Origin of the sequence: Halorhabdus sp. CUG00001, assembly GCF_009797925.1 — an archaeon.
In the GTDB taxonomy this organism is placed as follows: domain Archaea; phylum Halobacteriota; class Halobacteria; order Halobacteriales; family Haloarculaceae; genus Halorhabdus.
In genome coordinates this window covers 2,554,246-2,572,520 of the sequence record NZ_VOLB01000001.1, presented here as the reverse complement: position 1 = coordinate 2,572,520, position 18,275 = coordinate 2,554,246, and the positions used below count along the sequence as shown (strand labels likewise).

Here is an 18,275-nt window from a genome sequence, read left to right as displayed (position 1 = left end):
TTTGCTCCGCGCGGCCTTCGCCGGTTCGACGTACGTCGGCGTCTACGCCTCGGCTACTGACGAGTATCTCTTGATCCGCCCCGATGCCGACGACGAACTGACAACTGCCTTCGGCGAGGAGCTTACCGTCCCAGTTGTCGAGACAACGATCGGCGGGGCAGGCACGGTCGGCGCACTCGCGACCGGCAACGAAAACGGCCTGCTGGTGACCAGTCGGATCACCGACCGCGAACGCGATCGACTCACGGAGACGATCGACGCCCCGGTCGTCGAGCTCCCGGGTCGGATCAACGCCGCCGGCAACGTCGTGTTAGCCAACGACAACGGGGCAGTCGTGCATCCAGATCTGCCACGAGACGCCATCCAGGCCGTCAAAGACGCCTTGGACGTGCCGGTCGAACGCGACGACCTCGGGGGCGTCCAGACGATCGGGACAGCCGCGGTTGCGACGAATCGCGGCGTGCTCGCCCACCCGCAGGCGACAGACGGAGAACTCGACCGACTGGAGGAGGTCCTCGACGTCCCGGCCGATGTCGGGACGATCAACTACGGCGGGCCGCTAGTCGGGTCCGGCCTGGTCGCTAACGCGAACGGGTACGTCGTCGGCCAGGATACCACCGGCCCGGAGTTGGGCCGGATCGAGAGCGCGCTGGACTATATCGACTGATCGGGCATCTTTTCGTGGCTGTGACCTTCATGCAATCGGAGGGGTGTATGCGTACGCCGAGCATAGCGAGGCGTTTCACGGATTCGCAGCGACGCTGCGAATCCGCCTTTTTCGCCCACGTTTTTGCGGAGTGGGTTCCCGCAGCGCGCTCGGAGAGCGCGCGAGGAAACCCACTTCGGAAAAAGGTGGATGGGAAGATACTTCCCCGTCGGCCACCGCAATTTGGCACATGAGTGAGTTTACAGTCAACGGGCAGTTCGAGGCCCGCGACGGCTGGCAGACGTTCGAAAAGGAGATCGAAGCGGAGAACGAAAACGTCGCCGAGGAACGGATTTACGCCGAGTTTGGCTCCCAGCACGGGCTAAAGCGTGCCCAGATCGAGATCGAGGGGGTCGACGCATGAGCCTCGGTGGTGGCGGCGGCGGCGGCGGTCAGCAGCAACTGCAGGAACTGGCACAGGCGATCGAAGCCATCGAAGACGAGAAAGAAGCCCTACAGACCGAAATCGAGGAGCTCAGAACGGAGCAGACCGAAATCGACGAGGCAATCGAAGCGATCGATACTCTCGAAAGCGGCTCGACCGTTCAGGTGCCGCTGGGTGGGGACGCCTACGTCCGCGCCGAGATTCAGGATATCGACGAGATCATCGTCGGTTTCGGCGCAGACTACGCAGCCGAGCAGGGCCAAGACGACGCCGTCGACGTCCTCGAGAACAAGAAAGACACTATCGACGAGCGCATCGAGGAAGTCAACGAAGAGATCGCGGAACTCGACGCCGAGAGTGACGAACTCGAAGAGCGCGCCCAGCAGATGCAACAGCAGCAGATGCAACAGCAGATGCAGGCGATGCAACAGCAGGAAGAAGGCGACGAGTAGGGCCCAATGTTCGACGGACTTCGCGAAAAACTCGGTCGATTCAGTGACGACGTCGAAGAGGATGTCGAAGAAGAAGACACCGAGGAAGAACCGAACACTGAGTCAGCGACCGGTCCTGCGGAATCGGCTACGGCCGGACCCGAAGCCGAGTCACAAGCTGAGACGGGAGCAGCGCCCGACACCGAAGGCGAGGCAGCGCCCGACCCAGCAAACGGGCAAGCAGACGGCGACACGCCAGCGGACGGGCAAGAGGACCGTGGGATCGCCGAGCGGGCGAAGCTGTTTGCCACCGGGAAGACCGTCATCGACGAGGACGACCTACAGAATCATCTCGACGAACTCGAAATCGCGCTTCTGAGCAGCGACGTCGAGATGAGTGTTGCCGGAGAGATCCTCAGCGGTGTCGAGACGAATCTAGTCGGGGAGACCCGAAAACGCCTCCAGAGCACGGGCAACCTGGCCCAGGACGCTCTTCGAGAGGCGTTGTACGACGTCATCAGCGTCGGCCAGTTCGATTTTACCCAGCGGCTCGCCGACGCCGAGAAGCCGGTCGTGATCGTCTTTACGGGCGTCAACGGCGTCGGCAAGACGACGACGATCGCGAAACTCGCCCGCTATCTGGAAGAACAGGGGTACACGTCGGTACTGGCTAACGGTGACACCTATCGGGCCGGCGCGAACGAACAACTCGGGGAACATGCCGAGAACCTGGACGTCCCCTACATCTCCCACGAACAGGGTGGCGATCCGGCTGCGGTCATCTACGACGCTGTCGAGTACGCCGAGGCCAACGACGTCGATGTCGTGCTGGGCGATACGGCGGGTCGACTCCACACGAGCGAGGGGCTGATGGACCAGCTCTCGAAGATCAATCGCGTCATCGACCCGGATATGACCCTGTTCGTCGACGAAGCTGTCGCCGGCCAAGACGCCGTTACCCGCGCGAGTGAGTTCGACGACGCCGCCGAGATCGACGGGACGATCCTCACCAAGGCCGATACTGACCCACAGGGCGGGGCGGCAATTTCGATCGCGCATGTGACGGGCAAGCCGATCCTCTTTCTGGGCACCGGCCAGGGCTACGAACATCTCGACCCGTTCGACCCCGAGGAAGTCGTCGACCAGTTGACGCTGGGCGAGTGACTGGTAGCGACCGATTTTCCAGCCCAGTGTAGGAATCGACCGGCTACTGCGTGTAGGTCCGGACCGATTCGATCCCTGCCTCGCCGAACCTGAAGAGATCCACGAAGGCCGCGATCTCTGCCCCGTCTTCGTCGAGCAGCCGTCCGCAAGCAGCGAGATCGTCCTCGCCATCACGATAGATCGCCTCGATGGGGTGGGTGGTCCGGTCGTCGGGCCGCTCCTCGCGCATGAACTGGACGAATCGCTCGCGTCCATCGAGCGTCAGATCGGGGCGTCGGTGGACGAACGCGGGCGCGAGCAAGGCTTGGAGGCGGTCGTAATCGTGCTCGTCGAGTGCCCGATAATAGGCCCGCACGTCCGCGACAGGGTCCTCAGTCATAGGCCCACTCACGGCGCCAGGACGGAAGGAAGCCACGGCTCGGGGTGCGTTGTCCCGAACACACTCGGAAGTGGCTCACGGTCCATCTTCTGGGCTGCTCGTCCCGTCGGCCGGTTGGTCTGTCCCGGAATCGGAAGTCTCGGTCTCGCCGTCGGCGGCCTGTAACTCCTCGGCGATTTCCTCGATCTCTGCCTCCGAGATGTCGGCCTCAGCCGTACCTGGCTGGGTCCCCGTCGAGTCGTGGCTCCGCTCGTTTGCCCGGTCTGCTGGACGCGATTCATCCGCGGACGAACCCGGCTGATCGTTCCGATCGACCGACTCGCCCACTGCTGGCTCGTCGACCGCTGGGACGTCTTCGAGTGTCTCCGTGTCGCGAGCGTCGGTGGCAGATTCGGTGTCATCGGTCCCACTCGTTTCATCGCCGGTCGGCGCGTCAGCGTCCGCGAGCGCGTCGGCGATCTGGTCGTCCTCGGCGCCGTCGGGTTCGTCGATGTCGACACCCACACCAGCGTACTCCCGGAGTCGACGGGCGGCGTCGGTATCCGGCCCGTCATCGGGTTGTTGGGCGTCTTCCTCACCGAGATCGGCAGGCGTCTCGGCCACGTCGAGATCGACACCGCCAGCCACACTGTCGTCGCCGCGAATGGCATCCATCACCGATTCATCAGCCTGTCCAATCGCGCTATCGGGGATCTCGACGCCGCCTTCAGTGACAGTGATCTCGTCTGGATCCAGCGGTTCCGCAAGGTCCCGGGCGGTTTCCAGGGGGGACTCGGCGTCCTGCCGATAGGCCTGGCCTTCTTCTCCGTCACCGCTGGAAAAAGCATCGGCAGCCTCCGCGAGCCAATCTGCAGCCTGCCAGAGGGCGGTCGCTTTCATTCGAGCACGCTCGAAGTGTTCGTCCAGTTGGGCCGCATCGACGAACCGCCCCGACGTGGCGAACTGATCGGCGGCGGTCGTAAACTCCTCGCGAGTGCGCTCGAAGTCACTCCGGGCGACCATCCAGTCGTGATCCTCGAAGGCGCTCATCGCACTCGTGAACGCCCGGCGTCCCTCGACGTAGTGGGCGTGCCCGACGCGATACCGCGAGACGGCCGCCGCATCGCCACCGATGTCTGCGACGGTACGCTGGATGGCCTGGTCGTCCGGCCGTTCGAAGGGATCCCGCGTCGACCACGCGTATCTGATCACGCCGTCCAGATCGACGACGAAGACGGCCCGTTCGGGGCGTCGCTGGCCGTACTCGTCCTCGAAGACGACTTCGTAGGCCGCAGCGACCTCGCGACGCGTATCGGCACACAGTGGGATAGCCAGATCGTATTCGGCAGCGAACGCTCGGTGACTGTAGACCGTATCGGGGCCGACAGCGACGACGGCGACATCGGGTTGCATTGCAAAGAGATCCAGTGCTGCCAGATCGCTATCGTCCTGACAAGCCGGGTTGAAGTCGCCGGGATAGAACGCCAACACCACGATCTGCTCGCCGACGTACTCCCCAAGCGAGAGTTGCCGGACGTCGTCGTCCTCGACCGCCGGCAACTCGAAGGTCAGGGCATCAGCCCCCTCCCGAAGCATGTGAGAGTGGTTGTTCGTCAGCCCTCAAAAGCGTGCCTCTCCGGTCGACTTTTATCGCAGCGTGAAAAAGCCCACCGCGTGGAACTGCACGTCCGGTACGAAGGCGACGACGATCCCGAGAAGTGCACAGCCCGGAAACTCGCCAAGTTCGACCTGGCGACGTTACACGACTCCGTGCGGGCGACGCCACCGGGGATCGTGCTCAACCCTTTCGCCGAGCAGGCGCTATCGCCGGCCGATGCCGACCGCGAGCGACTCATCGCCCTCGATTGCTCCTGGGAGACCGCAGAGCGCGAAGCCTTCGATCTGGACGGAATTCAACGATCGTTACCCTTTCTGGTGGCCGCAAACCCAGTCAACTACGGCACGCCGTTCCAGTTGACGACAGTCGAGGCACTCGCGGGGGGCCTCGCGATTGTCGGCGAGCGCGAACAGGCCGAAAAACTGCTCTCGAAGTTCCGCTGGGGACATACGTTCCTGGAACTCAACGAGGAGCCGCTGGCCCGCTACGCCGACTGTGCTGACTCGACCGCGGTCGTGGCCGTCCAAGAGGAGTATCTGGCCGATGAAAACTGACGGGGAGTGGTGCAATCTCAGACACCACGAGTGAACCCAACTCGATCGCCGCTGTCAGTCCCGTCCGAGTGGGTCCGTCGAAATCGTGTTCCCGACCGGTAACAAGCCCAGCACTATCGACAGGGTTCGTGTCGCCCCGCCAAAAGACTGCCGCGGGCTCGGCCTGGGCAAAGCACTGTAAAGGCCACCCGCGCCCCCGGAGACCGTCCGTCGGTTCGCCTGCGTCCCGATCAGGTCGGTGTGAATCCGCTCTCTGGTACGTCGACGTCGAGCGGGCTCTGTGGCGGTGATTCGGGAACGTCGGGGTCGTTGTAGACCGCCGGCGCGACGTCGTTGGGGCCAGTAGGGTAAAACAGCGCAGCCAGCGTTTGAATCTGTGTCCGGCCGACGCCAAGTTCGAACTGCCCGCCGCCGTACATCGAGATATCGTGGTCCGTACAGTAGGAGATGACACCACAGAGAGCTTCGATCGTTCCGATCCGTGACGGTTTGACGTTGATCCAAGCCGGGTCGACGGGCAGCGTCGAGAGTGAGCTGGCGTCCGTGATCGGGACGTCCCAGGAGAGGCGATCAGCGTGTGCCCGAAGCCGCGATGCAGTGCCCTCACTGAACGCGGGGTCTTCGATGATCGCCTCGGGAAACGCCGCGAGGAGCTGTTCGTACAGCCGTGGGTTGGCCGGCTGGTGGACGTCCGCGTGGGCGTACTGGCCTTTCAAGTCGAGAATCTCGACGGCCTCAGTTTCGGCAAGATCGTCGATCAGCGCCGCCGTCCAGTCGGCTGTCGGATCGAGTTTGAGTGCGACATCGGGAGAGACCTCACGAAGGCGATCGACGCGATCGATCGTCGGTGGTTCACCCAGTCGCGTACTCACGACGAACTGGACCGGATCGGGGTCGCGCTCGAAGACGTCCGCGAGCGAGCGATCGGCCTGGCGCAAAGCGAGATCCAAGGCAGCACTTTCGAAGGCCCAGCGTCGGTATCGGCGGGACGGGGGACGCTGGGGGCCACTGGGAAAGAGGTTCATCTCACTCAGTGTCTCGGAAAAGGAGTCGATCGTGTACTCGCCAGCGAGTGCCGGCAGGGCACTCGCCGCCAACGCGTGGTGGTCCTCGGCGTCGTAGGTGACGTCTTCGCCACGACCGACGAGCCCCTCACCGCGGAGTGTGACCGTCGTCGTCACCCGCTCGAATCCACTCGACGTGTGCCGGTCGTGTTGAGACAGCTCGTAGCCGTCGATAGTCACCGGGAGGTCCGCGACGCGCTCGTAGTCCATGCGACGGTGTGTGGGCGGGAGCGCAATCAATGGACCGGCCGGGACGCACCGACTCGGAAACGCTTAAACGCGCCCGCCGGTTAGCCCGGTGCACGATGGCACGATTCGAAAAAGCAGAGGGACGCACCCTCGAGAAACAGATCTGCATGCGCTGTAACGCCCGCAACCCAAAGCGCGCCGAGAAGTGTCGCAAGTGTGGCTACGCGAATCTCCGGCCCAAGGCCAAAGAACCCCGTAGCGCCTGAAGACGCGATCGGCGAGAACTCCGAGCACACTGGGTTTGGGAAGGCTTTTCTCTCACGCTCGCCGCCGTTCGGACATGGCTATCGGCGACGTGACCGACGTGACTACTGGCAGTTGCAGTGATCTCTACTACGTCGACACCGGTATGTACGAGGTGCCAAACTACGGATCGGTGTACATCGTCGACGCCGAGCGCCCGGCGATCGTCGAGACGGGGATCGGGACCCACCACGGCCGGATTCTCGACGCGATCGATGCCGTTGGTCTCGCTCCGGAGGAAATCGAAGTACTCGCGGTCACCCACGTCCACCTGGATCACGCGGGGGGAGCCGGGTTTCTCGCCGAAGCGTGTCCGTCGGCGACGATTGTTGCCCACGAACTCGGCGCGCCACACCTGGTCGATCCCAGTCGGCTCTGGGAAGGCACCAAGCAGGCGGTCGGTGACCAGATCACGCATTACGTCGAACCCGACCCCGTACCCGAGGAACGCGTCCACGGGATCGGAGACGGCGACGAGATCGACCTCGGTGATCACGCCCTGATCGCACACCACGCGCCGGGCCACGCCCCCCATCAGGTCGTCTTCGAGGACCCCAGCAACGACGCGGTCTTCACCGGCGACGCGGCGGGACTGTACGTCCCCGAGCGCGATCGGGCAGAACCAACCTCGCCGCCGCCCGATTTCGACCTCGAGCAGGCCCTACAGGACGTCGAGATGCTACAGGAGTTAGCGCCGGAGACACTCCTGTACTCCCACTTTGGGCCGGCTCGACGGACCCACCAGCTCGATGGGTACGCGCGCCGGTTGGGCGAGTGGGTGCAAAGCGTCACAACGGCCCGGGAGAAGCTCGGGGACGACGAGAGTGTGATCGAACACTTCGCGAGCGAGACCGAGGCGACGGAGATCTGGGGGGACGAGAAGGGGCGTGGCGAGACGGCGATGAACGTCCGGGGCGTCCTCCAGTATCTCGACGAGACGGCGTGATCGGGCGTCGCATCCGTCCGTTTTATGGTTGCGGCCGGCGGATCCAGAGGGGAATGGAGGAGTCGAAATGAGTGCCGGGGTCGACATCGTGGTGTTGCTGGTCGCGGCCATCTTCGCACTCGGCGTCGGTGCCCAGTTGTTGGCGGCCAGGCTTCGCCTCCCAAGTATTATCTTCTACATCGTGGCCGGGTTGCTCATCGGGCCAGTCTGGGAACTGATACCCGATCAGCTGTTCGGCTTGGCGTTGCCGGGGCGGCCGTTCTCGCTGTCGACCTTTGGCCCTGATCCGCTGGCGGCGATCGTCGAGCTCGCGGTCGCGATCATCGTCTTCGAAGGGGCCTACCACCTCCGGATCGAGCGGCTCCGGGAAGCCCCGGCAGCGACGTTACGACTGGTCACCGCCGGGGCAGCAATCGCCCTCGTCGGGACAGCCATCGCCGCGAAACTCGCCTTCCCGATCGCCTGGCCGTTGGCCTTTCTGATCGGCGCGCTACTGGTCGCAACCGGGCCGACGGTGATCAGCCCGATCCTCGAGGTCGTGCCCGTCCGGGATCGGGTCGCTGCGGTCCTCGAGACCGAAGGGATCGTCAACGACGTGACGGCCGCGATCACGGCAGTCGTCGTCTTCGAGGTGATCCTGCTGGGCGGGGCAAGCACCGAAGAGTTCATCACGGCGTTTGCGACCCGGCTCGGCGAGGGACTGCTGGTCGGGATCATCGTGGCCGCAGTCGTGTTCTACCTGCTACGGTACGTCGATCTCTCGCCGGGAGACGCCCCCCGGAACGCGCGCTTGCTCGTGCTCGCTGGGGCGATCTTCGCGTTCGCAGGTGCGAACTATCTCGCCAGCGAGGCGGGCGTCGCCGCCGCCGCGACGGCGGGCATTCTGCTGGGCAACACCGACCATCCCTACGAGGAAGAGATTACGGCATTCAAAGGCGACGTGACGCTACTCGTTCTCTCGTTCGTGTTCATCGTCCTCGCTGGGATTCTCGAGGTTGACACGCTCGTGGAAGTTGGAGTCCCCGGATTGCTCGTCGTCGTCGCGGTCGCCGGCGTCATCCGACCGGCACTGGTCTTTTTCTCGACGGTCGGCGGCCGGTTCACCCTGGAGGAACGGGCGTTCATGAGCTTCGTCGGTCCACGGGGGATCATTCCTGCCTCGGTTGCGACGCTGTTTGCCTTGCAGTTGCAGTCACCCAGCGTCGGGATGGCGACCGAAGCGGACATCCTCATCGGGACCGTCTTTCTAGTTATTCTCGTCACGGCTGCAGTCGAAGGCGGCCTGGCGCGTTTCGTCGCACAATACCTGGACGTGATACCGATGCGAGTGATCATCGTCGGGGGCGGCCGCGTCGGCCGGGCCCTCGCGGAACGACTGGAGGATCGGGGAGAAAACGTCGTCATCGTCGAAGGTGACGAGTCACAGATCGAGACCGTCCGCAACGCCGGTTACACCGTCGTTTCGGGTGATGGGACGGACATGGACGTCCTGCGGGACGCCGGCGCGGAGAACGCGAAGACGATCATCGCCGCCACCAGCGACGACGATGTCAACCTGCTGGTTTCCCAGCTTGCAGACGCCCACTTCGACGTCGAAGACGTGATTGCTCGGGTGAACGATCCCGAAAACGTTCGGCCCTTCGAAGATCTGGGCGTCCAGACGATCTCGTCGTCGATGGCGACGGCCTGGGCGATCGACAACCAGATCGAACGCCCGGCGATCGCCAACTGGATGACAGATACGAATCGGTTCGGCGACGTACAGGAGGTGACGGTCACGAACGAGGAGATACTCGGTCGCCCCCTCCGAGAGGTTGGGCCGGAACTCCCCGAGTCCTGTCTGGTCGCGCTCGTCAGTCGCGACGGCGAGACCATCGTTCCGGACGCCGACTATACGATCGAGTCCGGTGACAAGGTGACGCTCCTCGGGAAAGACGACGCCGTCCGCGAGGGGATGGACTTTTGTCGAGAGCAGTGAGTCGATTTCGGCCAACACTTATGAGCCCACACCTGGAGTGTGCTTCCCGATGAGTACTGGTGGAGTGCTCGCCGATATCGCGATCATCGCTCTCGCTTCCGGAGTGATCTGGCTCGGGAGCGGCTGGCTCGAACAAGCCAGCGACCGCTTGGCCGCCTACTACGGCCTCCCACAGGTTGTCCAGGGGGCTATCGTCGTCGCCGTCGGGTCGAGCATGCCCGAACTCGCAACCGTCGTGATCGCCGGGCTGAGCGGCTCGCTGGCCATCGGGGTCGGCGGGATCGTCGGCTCGGCGATCTTCAACGTTCTCGTCATCCCCGGGCTCGCGGGGTTGTTGACCGACGACCCGATCGAGTCCAACCGGACGCTCGTCTACAAGGAGGCCCAGTTCTACATGCTCGCCGTCTCGGCGCTGTTGATCACGTTTGCGTTGGGCGTCATCTACTACCCCGCCGGCGACGGCTTGGAAGGGACGATCACCCGGCCCCTCGCATTGCTTCCCTTGGCGCTGTACGGACTGTACGTCTTCATCCAGTATCAGGACACGGCCGATCACGTACCGGGTGAAGACAGTCCCGTGAACGTCGATCCGAAACGACAGTGGGGCTGGCTCGGGGCTGGCTTGCTCGCTATCGTCGGGGCGGTACACTTCCTCGTCGAGGCTGTCTCTTCGTTGGGCGTCACCTTCGGCGTGCCGGAGTTCCTGCTTGGCGTGACGATCGTCGCTGGCGCGACCAGCCTGCCGGACTCGCTGGTCAGCGTTCGGGCGGCCCGCGCCAATCGGCCGGTCGCGTCGCTGGCGAACGTCCTCGGCTCGAACACCTTCGATCTGCTGGTGGCGATTCCCGTCGGGGTGCTCCTCGTCGGCGAGGAGACGATCGACTTCGCGATGGCCGTTCCGATGTTCGGCGTGCTCACCGTGGCGACGATCGCGCTCTTTACGGTCCTCCGGACGGATCTCTCGCTGTCGGATCGGGAAGCGATCGGACTGCTGGGGATCTACGTGCTGTTCGTCGGCTGGGTGATCCTCGAAACTCTCGACGTCGGCATCGATCTACTGCCAAACACCTAAAATAGTCCGTCGTCGCTTCTCAAACGGCAGATTCGTCGGCTTCGACAGCCGGTTCGTCGATGTAGCGATCCTTCCAGGTGCCCCGGAGGAACCACGCGACGCCGATGACCGCGCCGAGGATATTGCCGAGGGCCATGCCGACCCAGACGCCGGTCGCACCCCACTCGAAGACGAACACGAGCGCGTAGACGCTTCCGACACGACCGATCCACAGTGTCAAAATGGAGATGACCATTGCCGTCCGAGTGTTACCCGCGCCACGGAACGCGCCGAGGATGACTTGACTGACGCCGATAAACGCGAACTCGACCGACCGAATCTGGACGTACTCGACGCCGTTTGCGATCGTCGCGGCCGCGTCCGGAACGTCACCCATGAACACGGCGATGATGGGTTCAGTGAACAGCACAGCGATCACGGCGACGACTGTCATCACCGCCGCGCCAGTCCCGGCGGCCAGCCAGGTCGCCCGCGAGGCCCGATCGGCCCGGTCGGCCCCGAGGTTCTGGCCGACCATCGTATCGATGGCTCGGCCCAGTCCCATCGCCGGCAGGAAAACCAACGAGATAAGTCGGTTGCCAAGCCCGTAGGCGGCGACGATCGGCGGCGAAAACGTGACGATCATCGCCGTCAGCGTGATCATCGCCAGGGCGCTGGTCGATTGTTCGACCATACTCGGGGTCCCCAGGCGAACAATGTCCTCGATGACGCCAAAGTCGGGCCGGAGATGCTCGAACGTGACCGCGGGGCCGATCCCCGTGCCAAACAGCAGCCAGAGGCCAATTGCGGTCCCGACGCCACGCGAGAGGATCGTCGCCAGTGCTGCCCCCTCGATACCGAGGCCCGTAAAGCCGGTTGCAGCCTGTAAGGTGGCTTCCAAGCCGCCGAGACCGAGCCACGTGAACAGCGGGTTGTTCGCGAATCCGAAGATGAAAAACGGATCCAAAAAGACGTTGAGGCCGACCGAGACGGCCATGACGAACATCGGGGTGCGCGTATCACCGTAGCCACGCATGAGCGCCGAGAAGACGAAAAAGCCGAACATCAGCGGGATGCCCATGAAGATGACTTCCATGTAGTCGGCCGCAAGCGGGATGACCGAGGCAGCCGTCTGGGCGTCGCTGGGGAGGATTTCGAGTGCCGGGCGGGTGTAGAAGAAGCCGACAACCCCGATGACGACCGATAGCAAGCTGACGAAGCTGACGGTCTGGCCGGTCACGAGGCCGGCCGACCGGTCGCCTTTCGCGCCGGTGTGCTGGGCGACGAGGATAGCGCCGGCGGTCGTGAACCCGCCCGCGACGGCGATCAGTAGGAAAATCAGCGGAAAGGCGAGGCTAATCGCACCGACGGCATCCGATGAGAGTCGCCCAAGCCAGAGTGTATCGGCGATGTTGTACGTTACCTGTAGGAGCTGGATAACGACGATCGGCCAGGCGAGAGAGACCAACGGGCGGACGAGTCCCCCCTCGGTGATCGAATCCGAAGAGCTCCCGTGGTCGTCCGGATCGTCGGCGTCGTCGGCAGGCGACTCTGCCGCCGGTGTCTCGGGTGGCGGACCGTCCGATTGCGAAGCGTCCGGCGGTGGGTCGCCATCGGCTGTCTCGGGCGCCGATGGGTCACCGTCGGCTGGAGGGTCAGTCACGCCCTAATCGAGGAGAGTTTGCGGGATTAACGTTGTGTTAGTGCCTCGATACTGGTGTCTTCGACACCGGCGTTTGACGACGCGACCCCCGATGTTAAAGTGTCTGACGACCCGTCGTTAACCGATGGCTGCTGAGCAGGTCGGCACGAACGTTCCACGCGGGGAGTTCGACTTCGATCGTCACTCCACGAGCGATCAGCACTTCGAGAACGCCCTCCGGAAGGCACGGGACCGCGACCGGTTGACCGTCGCGGACGCGATCGAATTACTCACGACTGGCTCTGAACACAACGGTATCGACCCCGAACGCAAAGAAGCCGTCCTAGAAGCGGCCGATCGCCGCAGAGCCGAGATAGTCGGCGAGGAGGTGACCGTCGTCGCGAACCTCAACAACAACGTCACGACCGCCTGTGATACGGGTTGTCTGTTCTGTAACTTCAAGGACAGCGCCGAGCAGTTCCGGGCCGACCGGCCGGACGATCATCCGGGATTTACGAAGACACCCGCCGAGTCCCGGGAGATCGTCGCCAAAGCCCTCGAACGCGGGATCTACGAGGTAACGTCCGTCTCTGGACTGCACCCTGCCTTCGGGCTAGACGACGAACACCGCGCGATCCTCGAAGGGAGCGACGAGGAGGGGGTAAACTACCGATCGCCAGGTACCTACAGTACCGATCCGGGCACGTACGTCGAGCAGATCGAGGCCATGTCCGTCGGCGGCGTTCACGTCCACTCGATGACGCCCGAGGAGGCCGCACACGCAAAGCGGGGGACCGACTGGGACTACCAGCAGGTCTACCGTCGCCTGCAGGAAGCTGGCCTCGACAGCGTGCCCGGGACAGCCGCCGAGATCCTCGTCGACGAGGTTCGGGACGTGATCTGTCCGGCGAAAATCGACAGTAGCGAGTGGCTCGCAGCGATGGAGGCCGCCGCCGACGTGGGCCTAGACACCACTGCGACGATCATGTACGGCCACGTCGAGAACGAAGCCCACCGGGCGATTCACCTCGAGCGCGTCCGTGATCTCCAGGATCGGACCGGCGCGATCACGGAGTTCGTGCCGCTCTCGTTTGTCCATCCAAACACACCGCTTGCCGAGAATGGGATGGTCGAGAGCGGTGCCACCCGGGCCGAAGACGAGCTCATGATCGCCGTCTCGCGGCTGTTCCTGGACAATATCGAACACATCCAGTCGTCCTGGGTCAAGTACGGCGACGAGTTCGGCCTGAAACTGCTCTCCTGTGGCGCCGACGACTTCATGGGGACGATCCTCTCCGAGGAGATTACGACGCGGGCCGGCGGGGAGTTCGGCCAGTTTCGATCGTTTGGGGATTACGCGGAGTTGGTCCGGTCGGTCGGCCGGATTCCGGTCGAACGATCGACGGACTACCGGCAGCGCGAACCGATCCGGGGCGAACCTCCGGGGCCGCGACTCGGCCCACAGGCCGACGGGACGCCGCTGATCGAGTAAGCAGGCGACAGGCGTCAAGCGCGACGCTTACTCGGGAAGCTCGCTCGAACACTGCTTGCAGTAGGTGAACGATCGGTCGTTCCCCACGCCACACTCGGGACAGCGAACTTCGTCGTGGCCGATGGTTTGGTCACGAGCCGGCTCGCTCTCGGCCGGGTGTTCGGGCGGAATCTGATAGCCCAGTGCTTCGAGTTTCGACTGTTCGGGTCCTCGGGTGGGATCCATCTGGATCGGCCCCATGCCACCCCCGACAGGCCCGCCGCGTTTCCTGCTGAGCAAGCCACCGAGGCCGAGGAGGAACACACTCACCACGAGAGCGAGCAGATCACCAGTCCTCAGCGTCGCCAGTGACTGCCCGGGCGCACCAACGATGCGCATCACGACGACGAGAAACAGGATCATGCCGGCAAAATAGCTCACAAGCGCAGCCCCCTGCCAGATCAATTGCTTCCGGAGTGACTCGCGCATACGTGCGCTAGGGCCGCCGAACGTATCAAATCACGTCCCAGTCGATCCGTTTCAGCCGTCGTGCTCGCTTAGAACCGCCCGGAACCGCTCGCCAGCGTCGTCCTCTGCGCGGATCGCTTCCAATACGGGTTCTCCAAGCCACGCCTCGTCGACGTAGCGTTCGTAGACCGGCAGTCGCTCACGCAGGGGGACGCCAGCCGAATCGGCAATGGCACGCAATTCCGCCAGTGCCGGCCACGCATATTCGGGGTTGACGTGATCGTCGGTAACCGGCGAGACGCCACCCAGGTCATCGACCCCACAGTCGAGTAACTCCCGCGTCCGGGCGAGATTGGGCGGGACCTGGACGCTGATTTCTTCGGGCAATGCCGCCCGGGCCATCGCGACCGTCCGACGCATGGTCGCCAGGTCGGGTCGGCCACCGTCCCAGCGTTCGTTCGGCGAGACGGGCTGGACGATCACCTCCTGAATGTGACCATATCGCTCGTGGAGTTGTGCGATCGCGAGCAAGCTCTCGGCCCGATCCGTCCAGTCCTCGCCGATGCCGACGAGGATCCCCGTCGTGAAAGGGATCCCGAGTTCGCCGGCCGTCCGGATCGTCGTGAGTCGCTGACCCGGTTCTTTCCGGCGCGACCCAGCATGAGCGGGGACATCGGCGGTCGTCTCCAGCATCACGCCCATGCTTGCGTTGACGTCGGCGACCTGGCTCATTTGCTCGCGGGTCTGATCGCCGGGATTGGCGTGAGGCAGGAGACCCTCTTCGAGCGCAATCTCGCAGGCCTCCCGGAGATAGGAGTGAATGGAGTCGTGGCCGTACGACTGGAGTTGCTCGTAAATCGCCTCGTAGCGATCGTCCGGGTCGTCACCGAAGGTAAACAGGGCTTCCGTACACCCGGCACCGGCACCCTCCCGGCAGATCTCTCGCAGTTCCTCGGGAGAGAGTAGCGACGCCTCCCCTGGCGGATCGTAGTACGTGCAGTAGGTGCAGGTGTACCGGCACGCGGTCGTCAGCGGGACGAAGACGTTCCGGGCGAAGGTCAACTCCGGTGCGGCCGAGACGTCCGCCGGACCGACCGAAAGCAGTCGCTCCTGCTCGTCGGGGTCGATTTCGAGGCCGACATCGTCGGCCTCGGCGCTGGGGATCACGATTCTATACAGTGGCTCGGCACAGCCCGGACAAAAGCATTCTGCCAGCGGGGTATATTCACCGCTCGACGCCGACGCGACCGCTCTCGACGGCGAGTTCGAAGCCTGCCTCACGAAGCCACGCGACCGCCTCGCCCTGGCCGTGTAACAGGACCTCCGCGAGGTCGGCCGGCTCGTCCACGTCGGTCGCCAGCCTGTAGGAGTCGACCTCCGTCACGTCCGCGCCCACGTCGGCGGCGATCGCCCGATGATCACGGATCGAGGCGTCGTGGTAGTCGACGCGGAAGTCAGGATGCCGAGCGACGATGGCGTTGGTCCCCCCGCCGCGACCGGGCGCGAGGACGACACCACTGTCCGCAGCGAACAGCCGTTCGATCGCCGCAGGTGTTACGAGTGCCAAGTCAGCGACGATCACGGCGGCTGGTTCGTCTATTTCGCGAAGTCGGGCATTGACAGCGGCCGAGAGCGGGCGGTCGTCGACCGTGACGGGCGCGTCGCTGTCGATCGAATCGGTCGCGATCAGCTCCGGCTGGCCGCCAGCCGCCCGGACAGCACGCACGACGTCACGGCACATACTTCGAGCGAACGACGATCGCTCGGCCGGCGAAAGGATAGACGTGAGTCTGGTCTTGGGATCGCTCGCGTCGAACGGAACGAAAACGCGCATGCGGAATCCGCCAGGTTAGCGGAGTTTGTCGTAGCTCTCCTGCTGGGAGCGCCAGTAGTAGATGCCGCCACCGATCAGTACCAGAACGACCAAACCACCGGCACCGTAGAGGATCAACTGGGTCGTCTGGGCGGACTGTTCAGCCGATTCGGCGGCGTCGATCGCACTCTGTGAGAGGTTCTCCGCGTTCGGGAAGTTTTCGTTTTCGTAAGCAGAGATTGCGCTGTTCAGGTCGCTCCGGGCGTCGTCGCTGCTGGAATCGTTGACGGCCTGGTCGGCCTCGTCGATCAACTGGCGGGCCGATTGACTGTCCGGCGTGTAGTGATGGACAGAGATCGTCCGGATCTCGTTGACGTTGTTGCCCTGGACGCGATCGAACTGGGCAGCAGTGAACGACTGAGGCGGATCGTACGAATACGCCTCGACGGGCGGGACGTCACCAGTGATCGTCACGTTGACGTGCTTGAGGTTCTCCTCGCCGCTGATTGCCACCTCGAAGTCGGTGGCCCCGTCGAATTGGGTGGTGTTCTCCTCGCCGCTGGGTGTGACTTTCGTCACCGTCCAGCCGGTCACGTTTGTGAGTGCAGTTGTCCCGTTGAGCCGCCACTGATCGGACGTCTCATAGACGTTCGTGATCGTGGCCGAGACCGTAATTTCCTCGCCGACCTGTGCCTCATCTGGTGTGTCCGTCTGGACGGACGCGGCAGTCACTGCGCCGACCGCAGCGAACGTGAGCACCAGCACCGCCAACAGGGCAACGCCCTTAGAAGAGCGGATCCAACTCATCTTCCTCGTCTTCGACCAACGCCTCTAAGTTCTCTTCGCTTTCGTCTCGAATATCGTCGATGTTGTCCTGGGCTTCGATGGCGACTTGCTGGAGTTCCTTGACGCGAGGGACGTTGTGGACGCCCGACAGGAGGATGACCGACGCGACGTAACTGGAGTCGGTGACGGGGTAATCGCCACCGCGAACTTCCATGCTTCCGGTCTGTTCTTCGAGCCACTTGCGACCGCGTTCGATGCCTTTGCGGTTGAGTTCCCGGGGCGGACCGGAAAGAACCAGCAGCGCACGCTCGGCACCGTCGATCTCACACGGTAAGGTCAGCCGACCGAGTGCGGCTTTCCGAACCAACGAGGTGATCCGGTTGGTCGTATTTGCCGTGTCCATGCTGTCTCTGGACTCGTCGCCACGGAACCGCGAGAGTAAGCCACTCCCCGAATCGTCGAGATCGACTTCCTCGGCAGCGTACCCGACCGTCGAGACGCCACCACCGCCAAGCGTATTGATGATCTCACTGGAGTCGACGACGCTTTCTGCAACCTCGCCGGACTGTTCGACCTCGCCGGCGCCAAAGAGGATGCCAAAGCGCTTGACGATCTCGTCGTTGATCTCGGCATAGCCGGCTTCCATGGATTCGCCGGTCTTGCGCCAGGCGTCGTTGTCGAACACCAGCATGTTGTCGACTTCTCTGACGAACGTCTGGAACGAGCGAGCGGCGTTCAGCGTGTAGATACCACCCTCGTCGCTCCCGGGCAGAATCCCCAGTCCGTAGACCGGTTCGGTGTAGATACGCTTGAGGTGTTTCGCCAGAACGGGCGAGCCCCCCGAGCCGGTCCCACCGCCCAGACCGGCAATGATGAGGAACGCGTCGACCTCGTGGACCGGAATGTTATCGATGGCCCCCTGAACCTCGTCGATATCCTCCTCGGCGATCTCCGCGCCGAGTTCGTTGTCTGCCCCGACGCCATGGCCCTTGACGCGGGCCTGGCCGATCAGGACGCGATTCTCTTCCGGAACGCGGTCGAGTCCGAGCAAGTCGGCTTTCGCGGTGTTGACCGCGACCGCCGAGCGGACGATCCCGCTGCCGGTTCGTTCGTCGTACTCCAGGAATTTGTCGACGATTTTCCCGCCGGCCTGCCCGAAGCCGATCATGGCGAGTTTCATAAGTGATTCTCTTGTCGTGAAGACAGTCGGATTACGGGTATAAGCTTTTTGCCAGCGTGCGTGCGCGTCTCTCCCGCGATACAGCAAACGTGTGCGTGCCTGCTGGGAGAACTGCACAACCGACGAATCCTACCAACAGACGTAACTATCAGGATGGTAGCAGTCGGC

19 protein-coding genes are annotated in these 18,275 nt (G+C 63.7%); 10 read left to right on the top strand and 9 right to left on the bottom strand.

From position 1 onward, the window contains the following. Position 1 precedes the first annotated feature (1 nt). From FR699_RS12805 to ftsY, 4 genes are all read left to right on the top strand, one after another. A complete protein-coding gene (locus FR699_RS12805) occupies positions 2 to 667 on the top strand; it encodes a translation initiation factor IF-6 (protein WP_154552422.1) in 666 nt (221 codons plus the stop codon). Between the two features lie 229 nt (positions 668 to 896). After that, positions 897 to 1,070 carry a 50S ribosomal protein L18Ae gene (gene rpl18a, locus FR699_RS12800; protein ID WP_154552423.1) on the top strand — a complete coding sequence of 58 codons (174 nt, stop codon included), beginning with the start codon at positions 897 to 899 and terminating at the stop codon, positions 1,068 to 1,070. Then, on the top strand, positions 1,067 to 1,543 hold the full coding sequence (gene pfdA / locus FR699_RS12795; protein WP_158855649.1) for a prefoldin subunit alpha: 477 nt from the start codon (positions 1,067 to 1,069) through the stop codon (positions 1,541 to 1,543). The genes rpl18a and pfdA overlap by 4 nt, the downstream gene beginning before the upstream one ends. 6 nt (positions 1,544 to 1,549) lie before the next feature. After that, on the top strand, positions 1,550 to 2,686 hold the full coding sequence (gene ftsY, locus FR699_RS12790; protein ID WP_158855648.1) for a signal recognition particle-docking protein FtsY: 1,137 nt from the start codon (positions 1,550 to 1,552) through the stop codon (positions 2,684 to 2,686). Between the two features lie 43 nt (positions 2,687 to 2,729). Here ftsY and FR699_RS12785 read toward each other — a convergent pair whose 3' ends face one another. Together FR699_RS12785 and FR699_RS12780 are read right to left on the bottom strand one after the other, a co-directional pair. Further along, positions 2,730 to 3,065: a nuclear transport factor 2 family protein gene (locus FR699_RS12785; RefSeq protein WP_154552426.1), complete on the bottom strand. Its 336-nt coding sequence runs from the start codon at positions 3,063 to 3,065 to the stop codon at positions 2,730 to 2,732. Positions 3,066 to 3,140: 75 nt separating this feature from the next. Beyond that, complete coding sequence (locus tag FR699_RS12780; protein WP_158855647.1) at positions 3,141 to 4,640, bottom strand: redoxin domain-containing protein; 1,500 nt, start codon at positions 4,638 to 4,640, stop codon at positions 3,141 to 3,143. A 78-nt stretch (positions 4,641 to 4,718) separates the two neighbouring features. Between FR699_RS12780 and FR699_RS12775 the strand changes: the two genes are divergently transcribed. Next, the gene (locus FR699_RS12775) at positions 4,719 to 5,216 is read left to right on the top strand and encodes a DUF367 family protein (protein WP_158855646.1); all 498 of its coding nucleotides are present in this window, start codon (positions 4,719 to 4,721) and stop codon (positions 5,214 to 5,216) included. 230 nt (positions 5,217 to 5,446) lie between these two features. Here the strand turns inward: FR699_RS12775 and FR699_RS12770 are convergent, their stop codons facing one another. Then, positions 5,447 to 6,490, bottom strand: coding sequence for a hypothetical protein (locus FR699_RS12770; protein WP_158855645.1), 1,044 nt, complete (start codon positions 6,488 to 6,490; stop codon positions 5,447 to 5,449). 95 nt (positions 6,491 to 6,585) lie between these two features. Between FR699_RS12770 and FR699_RS12765 the strand changes: the two genes are divergently transcribed. The 4 genes from FR699_RS12765 to FR699_RS12750 all read left to right on the top strand — a co-directional run bounded on the left by FR699_RS12765 (position 6,586) and on the right by FR699_RS12750 (position 10,768). Next, positions 6,586 to 6,735, top strand: a complete 150-nt coding sequence (locus FR699_RS12765; RefSeq protein ID WP_154552430.1) for a 50S ribosomal protein L40e — start codon at positions 6,586 to 6,588, stop codon at positions 6,733 to 6,735. A gap of 74 nt (positions 6,736 to 6,809) precedes the next feature. Then, on the top strand, positions 6,810 to 7,718 hold the full coding sequence (locus FR699_RS12760) for an MBL fold metallo-hydrolase (RefSeq protein ID WP_158855644.1): 909 nt from the start codon (positions 6,810 to 6,812) through the stop codon (positions 7,716 to 7,718). Positions 7,719 to 7,785: 67 nt separating this feature from the next. Continuing rightward, positions 7,786 to 9,696 (top strand): cation:proton antiporter, encoded by a 1,911-nt coding sequence (locus FR699_RS12755; protein ID WP_154552432.1) that lies wholly within the window; start codon positions 7,786 to 7,788, stop codon positions 9,694 to 9,696. 49 nt (positions 9,697 to 9,745) lie between these two features. Beyond that, a complete protein-coding gene (locus FR699_RS12750; RefSeq protein ID WP_158855643.1) occupies positions 9,746 to 10,768 on the top strand; it encodes a sodium:calcium antiporter in 1,023 nt (340 codons plus the stop codon). Between the two features lie 19 nt (positions 10,769 to 10,787). On the opposite strand, the gene FR699_RS12745 is transcribed toward FR699_RS12750, so the two are convergent. Further along, positions 10,788 to 12,410 (bottom strand): MATE family efflux transporter, encoded by a 1,623-nt coding sequence (locus FR699_RS12745; protein ID WP_154552434.1) that lies wholly within the window; start codon positions 12,408 to 12,410, stop codon positions 10,788 to 10,790. A 124-nt stretch (positions 12,411 to 12,534) separates the two neighbouring features. Here FR699_RS12745 and cofH point away from each other — a divergent pair, with 124 nt between their 5' ends. Next, a complete protein-coding gene (cofH, locus tag FR699_RS12740; RefSeq protein WP_158855642.1) occupies positions 12,535 to 13,881 on the top strand; it encodes a 7,8-didemethyl-8-hydroxy-5-deazariboflavin synthase subunit CofH in 1,347 nt (448 codons plus the stop codon). Positions 13,882 to 13,908: 27 nt separating this feature from the next. On the opposite strand, the gene FR699_RS12735 is transcribed toward cofH, so the two are convergent. Genes FR699_RS12735 through FR699_RS12715 form a run of 5 tightly spaced genes read right to left on the bottom strand, consistent with a single transcriptional unit; the run spans position 13,909 to position 18,107 of the window. Beyond that, positions 13,909 to 14,349, bottom strand: a complete 441-nt coding sequence (locus tag FR699_RS12735) for a hypothetical protein (protein ID WP_158855641.1) — start codon at positions 14,347 to 14,349, stop codon at positions 13,909 to 13,911. A gap of 51 nt (positions 14,350 to 14,400) precedes the next feature. Then, positions 14,401 to 15,495 (bottom strand): 7,8-didemethyl-8-hydroxy-5-deazariboflavin synthase subunit CofG, encoded by a 1,095-nt coding sequence (cofG, locus tag FR699_RS12730; RefSeq protein ID WP_158855640.1) that lies wholly within the window; start codon positions 15,493 to 15,495, stop codon positions 14,401 to 14,403. 58 nt (positions 15,496 to 15,553) lie between these two features. Then, complete coding sequence (gene cofC, locus FR699_RS12725; protein WP_154552438.1) at positions 15,554 to 16,162, bottom strand: 2-phospho-L-lactate guanylyltransferase; 609 nt, start codon at positions 16,160 to 16,162, stop codon at positions 15,554 to 15,556. Between the two features lie 15 nt (positions 16,163 to 16,177). After that, positions 16,178 to 16,948, bottom strand: a complete 771-nt coding sequence (locus FR699_RS12720) for a hypothetical protein (RefSeq protein ID WP_199268320.1) — start codon at positions 16,946 to 16,948, stop codon at positions 16,178 to 16,180. After that, a complete protein-coding gene (locus FR699_RS12715; protein ID WP_154552439.1) occupies positions 16,926 to 18,107 on the bottom strand; it encodes a tubulin/FtsZ family protein in 1,182 nt (393 codons plus the stop codon). Before FR699_RS12715 ends, FR699_RS12720 begins: the two co-directional genes overlap by 23 nt. Positions 18,108 to 18,275: the final 168 nt, after the last annotated feature.

What these genes read in the sequence shown, in the direction of transcription:
- rpl18a (WP_154552423.1), top strand. Translation starts at nt 897, where the DNA reads ATGAGTGAGTTTACAGTCAACGGGCAGTTCGAGGCCCGCGACGGCTGG.
- pfdA (WP_158855649.1), top strand. Translation starts at nt 1,067, where the DNA reads ATGAGCCTCGGTGGTGGCGGCGGCGGCGGCGGTCAGCAGCAACTGCAG.
- ftsY (WP_158855648.1), top strand. Translation starts at nt 1,550, where the DNA reads ATGTTCGACGGACTTCGCGAAAAACTCGGTCGATTCAGTGACGACGTC.
- FR699_RS12785 (WP_154552426.1), bottom strand. Translation starts at nt 3,065, where the DNA reads ATGACTGAGGACCCTGTCGCGGACGTGCGGGCCTATTATCGGGCACTC.
- FR699_RS12780 (WP_158855647.1), bottom strand. Translation starts at nt 4,640, where the DNA reads ATGCTTCGGGAGGGGGCTGATGCCCTGACCTTCGAGTTGCCGGCGGTC.
- FR699_RS12770 (WP_158855645.1), bottom strand. Translation starts at nt 6,490, where the DNA reads ATGGACTACGAGCGCGTCGCGGACCTCCCGGTGACTATCGACGGCTAC.
- FR699_RS12765 (WP_154552430.1), top strand. Translation starts at nt 6,586, where the DNA reads ATGGCACGATTCGAAAAAGCAGAGGGACGCACCCTCGAGAAACAGATC.
- FR699_RS12760 (WP_158855644.1), top strand. Translation starts at nt 6,810, where the DNA reads ATGGCTATCGGCGACGTGACCGACGTGACTACTGGCAGTTGCAGTGAT.
- FR699_RS12755 (WP_154552432.1), top strand. Translation starts at nt 7,786, where the DNA reads ATGAGTGCCGGGGTCGACATCGTGGTGTTGCTGGTCGCGGCCATCTTC.
- FR699_RS12750 (WP_158855643.1), top strand. Translation starts at nt 9,746, where the DNA reads ATGAGTACTGGTGGAGTGCTCGCCGATATCGCGATCATCGCTCTCGCT.
- cofH (WP_158855642.1), top strand. Translation starts at nt 12,535, where the DNA reads ATGGCTGCTGAGCAGGTCGGCACGAACGTTCCACGCGGGGAGTTCGAC.
- FR699_RS12735 (WP_158855641.1), bottom strand. Translation starts at nt 14,349, where the DNA reads ATGCGCGAGTCACTCCGGAAGCAATTGATCTGGCAGGGGGCTGCGCTT.
- cofC (WP_154552438.1), bottom strand. Translation starts at nt 16,162, where the DNA reads ATGCGCGTTTTCGTTCCGTTCGACGCGAGCGATCCCAAGACCAGACTC.
- FR699_RS12720 (WP_199268320.1), bottom strand. Translation starts at nt 16,948, where the DNA reads ATGAGTTGGATCCGCTCTTCTAAGGGCGTTGCCCTGTTGGCGGTGCTG.
- FR699_RS12715 (WP_154552439.1), bottom strand. Translation starts at nt 18,107, where the DNA reads ATGAAACTCGCCATGATCGGCTTCGGGCAGGCCGGCGGGAAAATCGTC.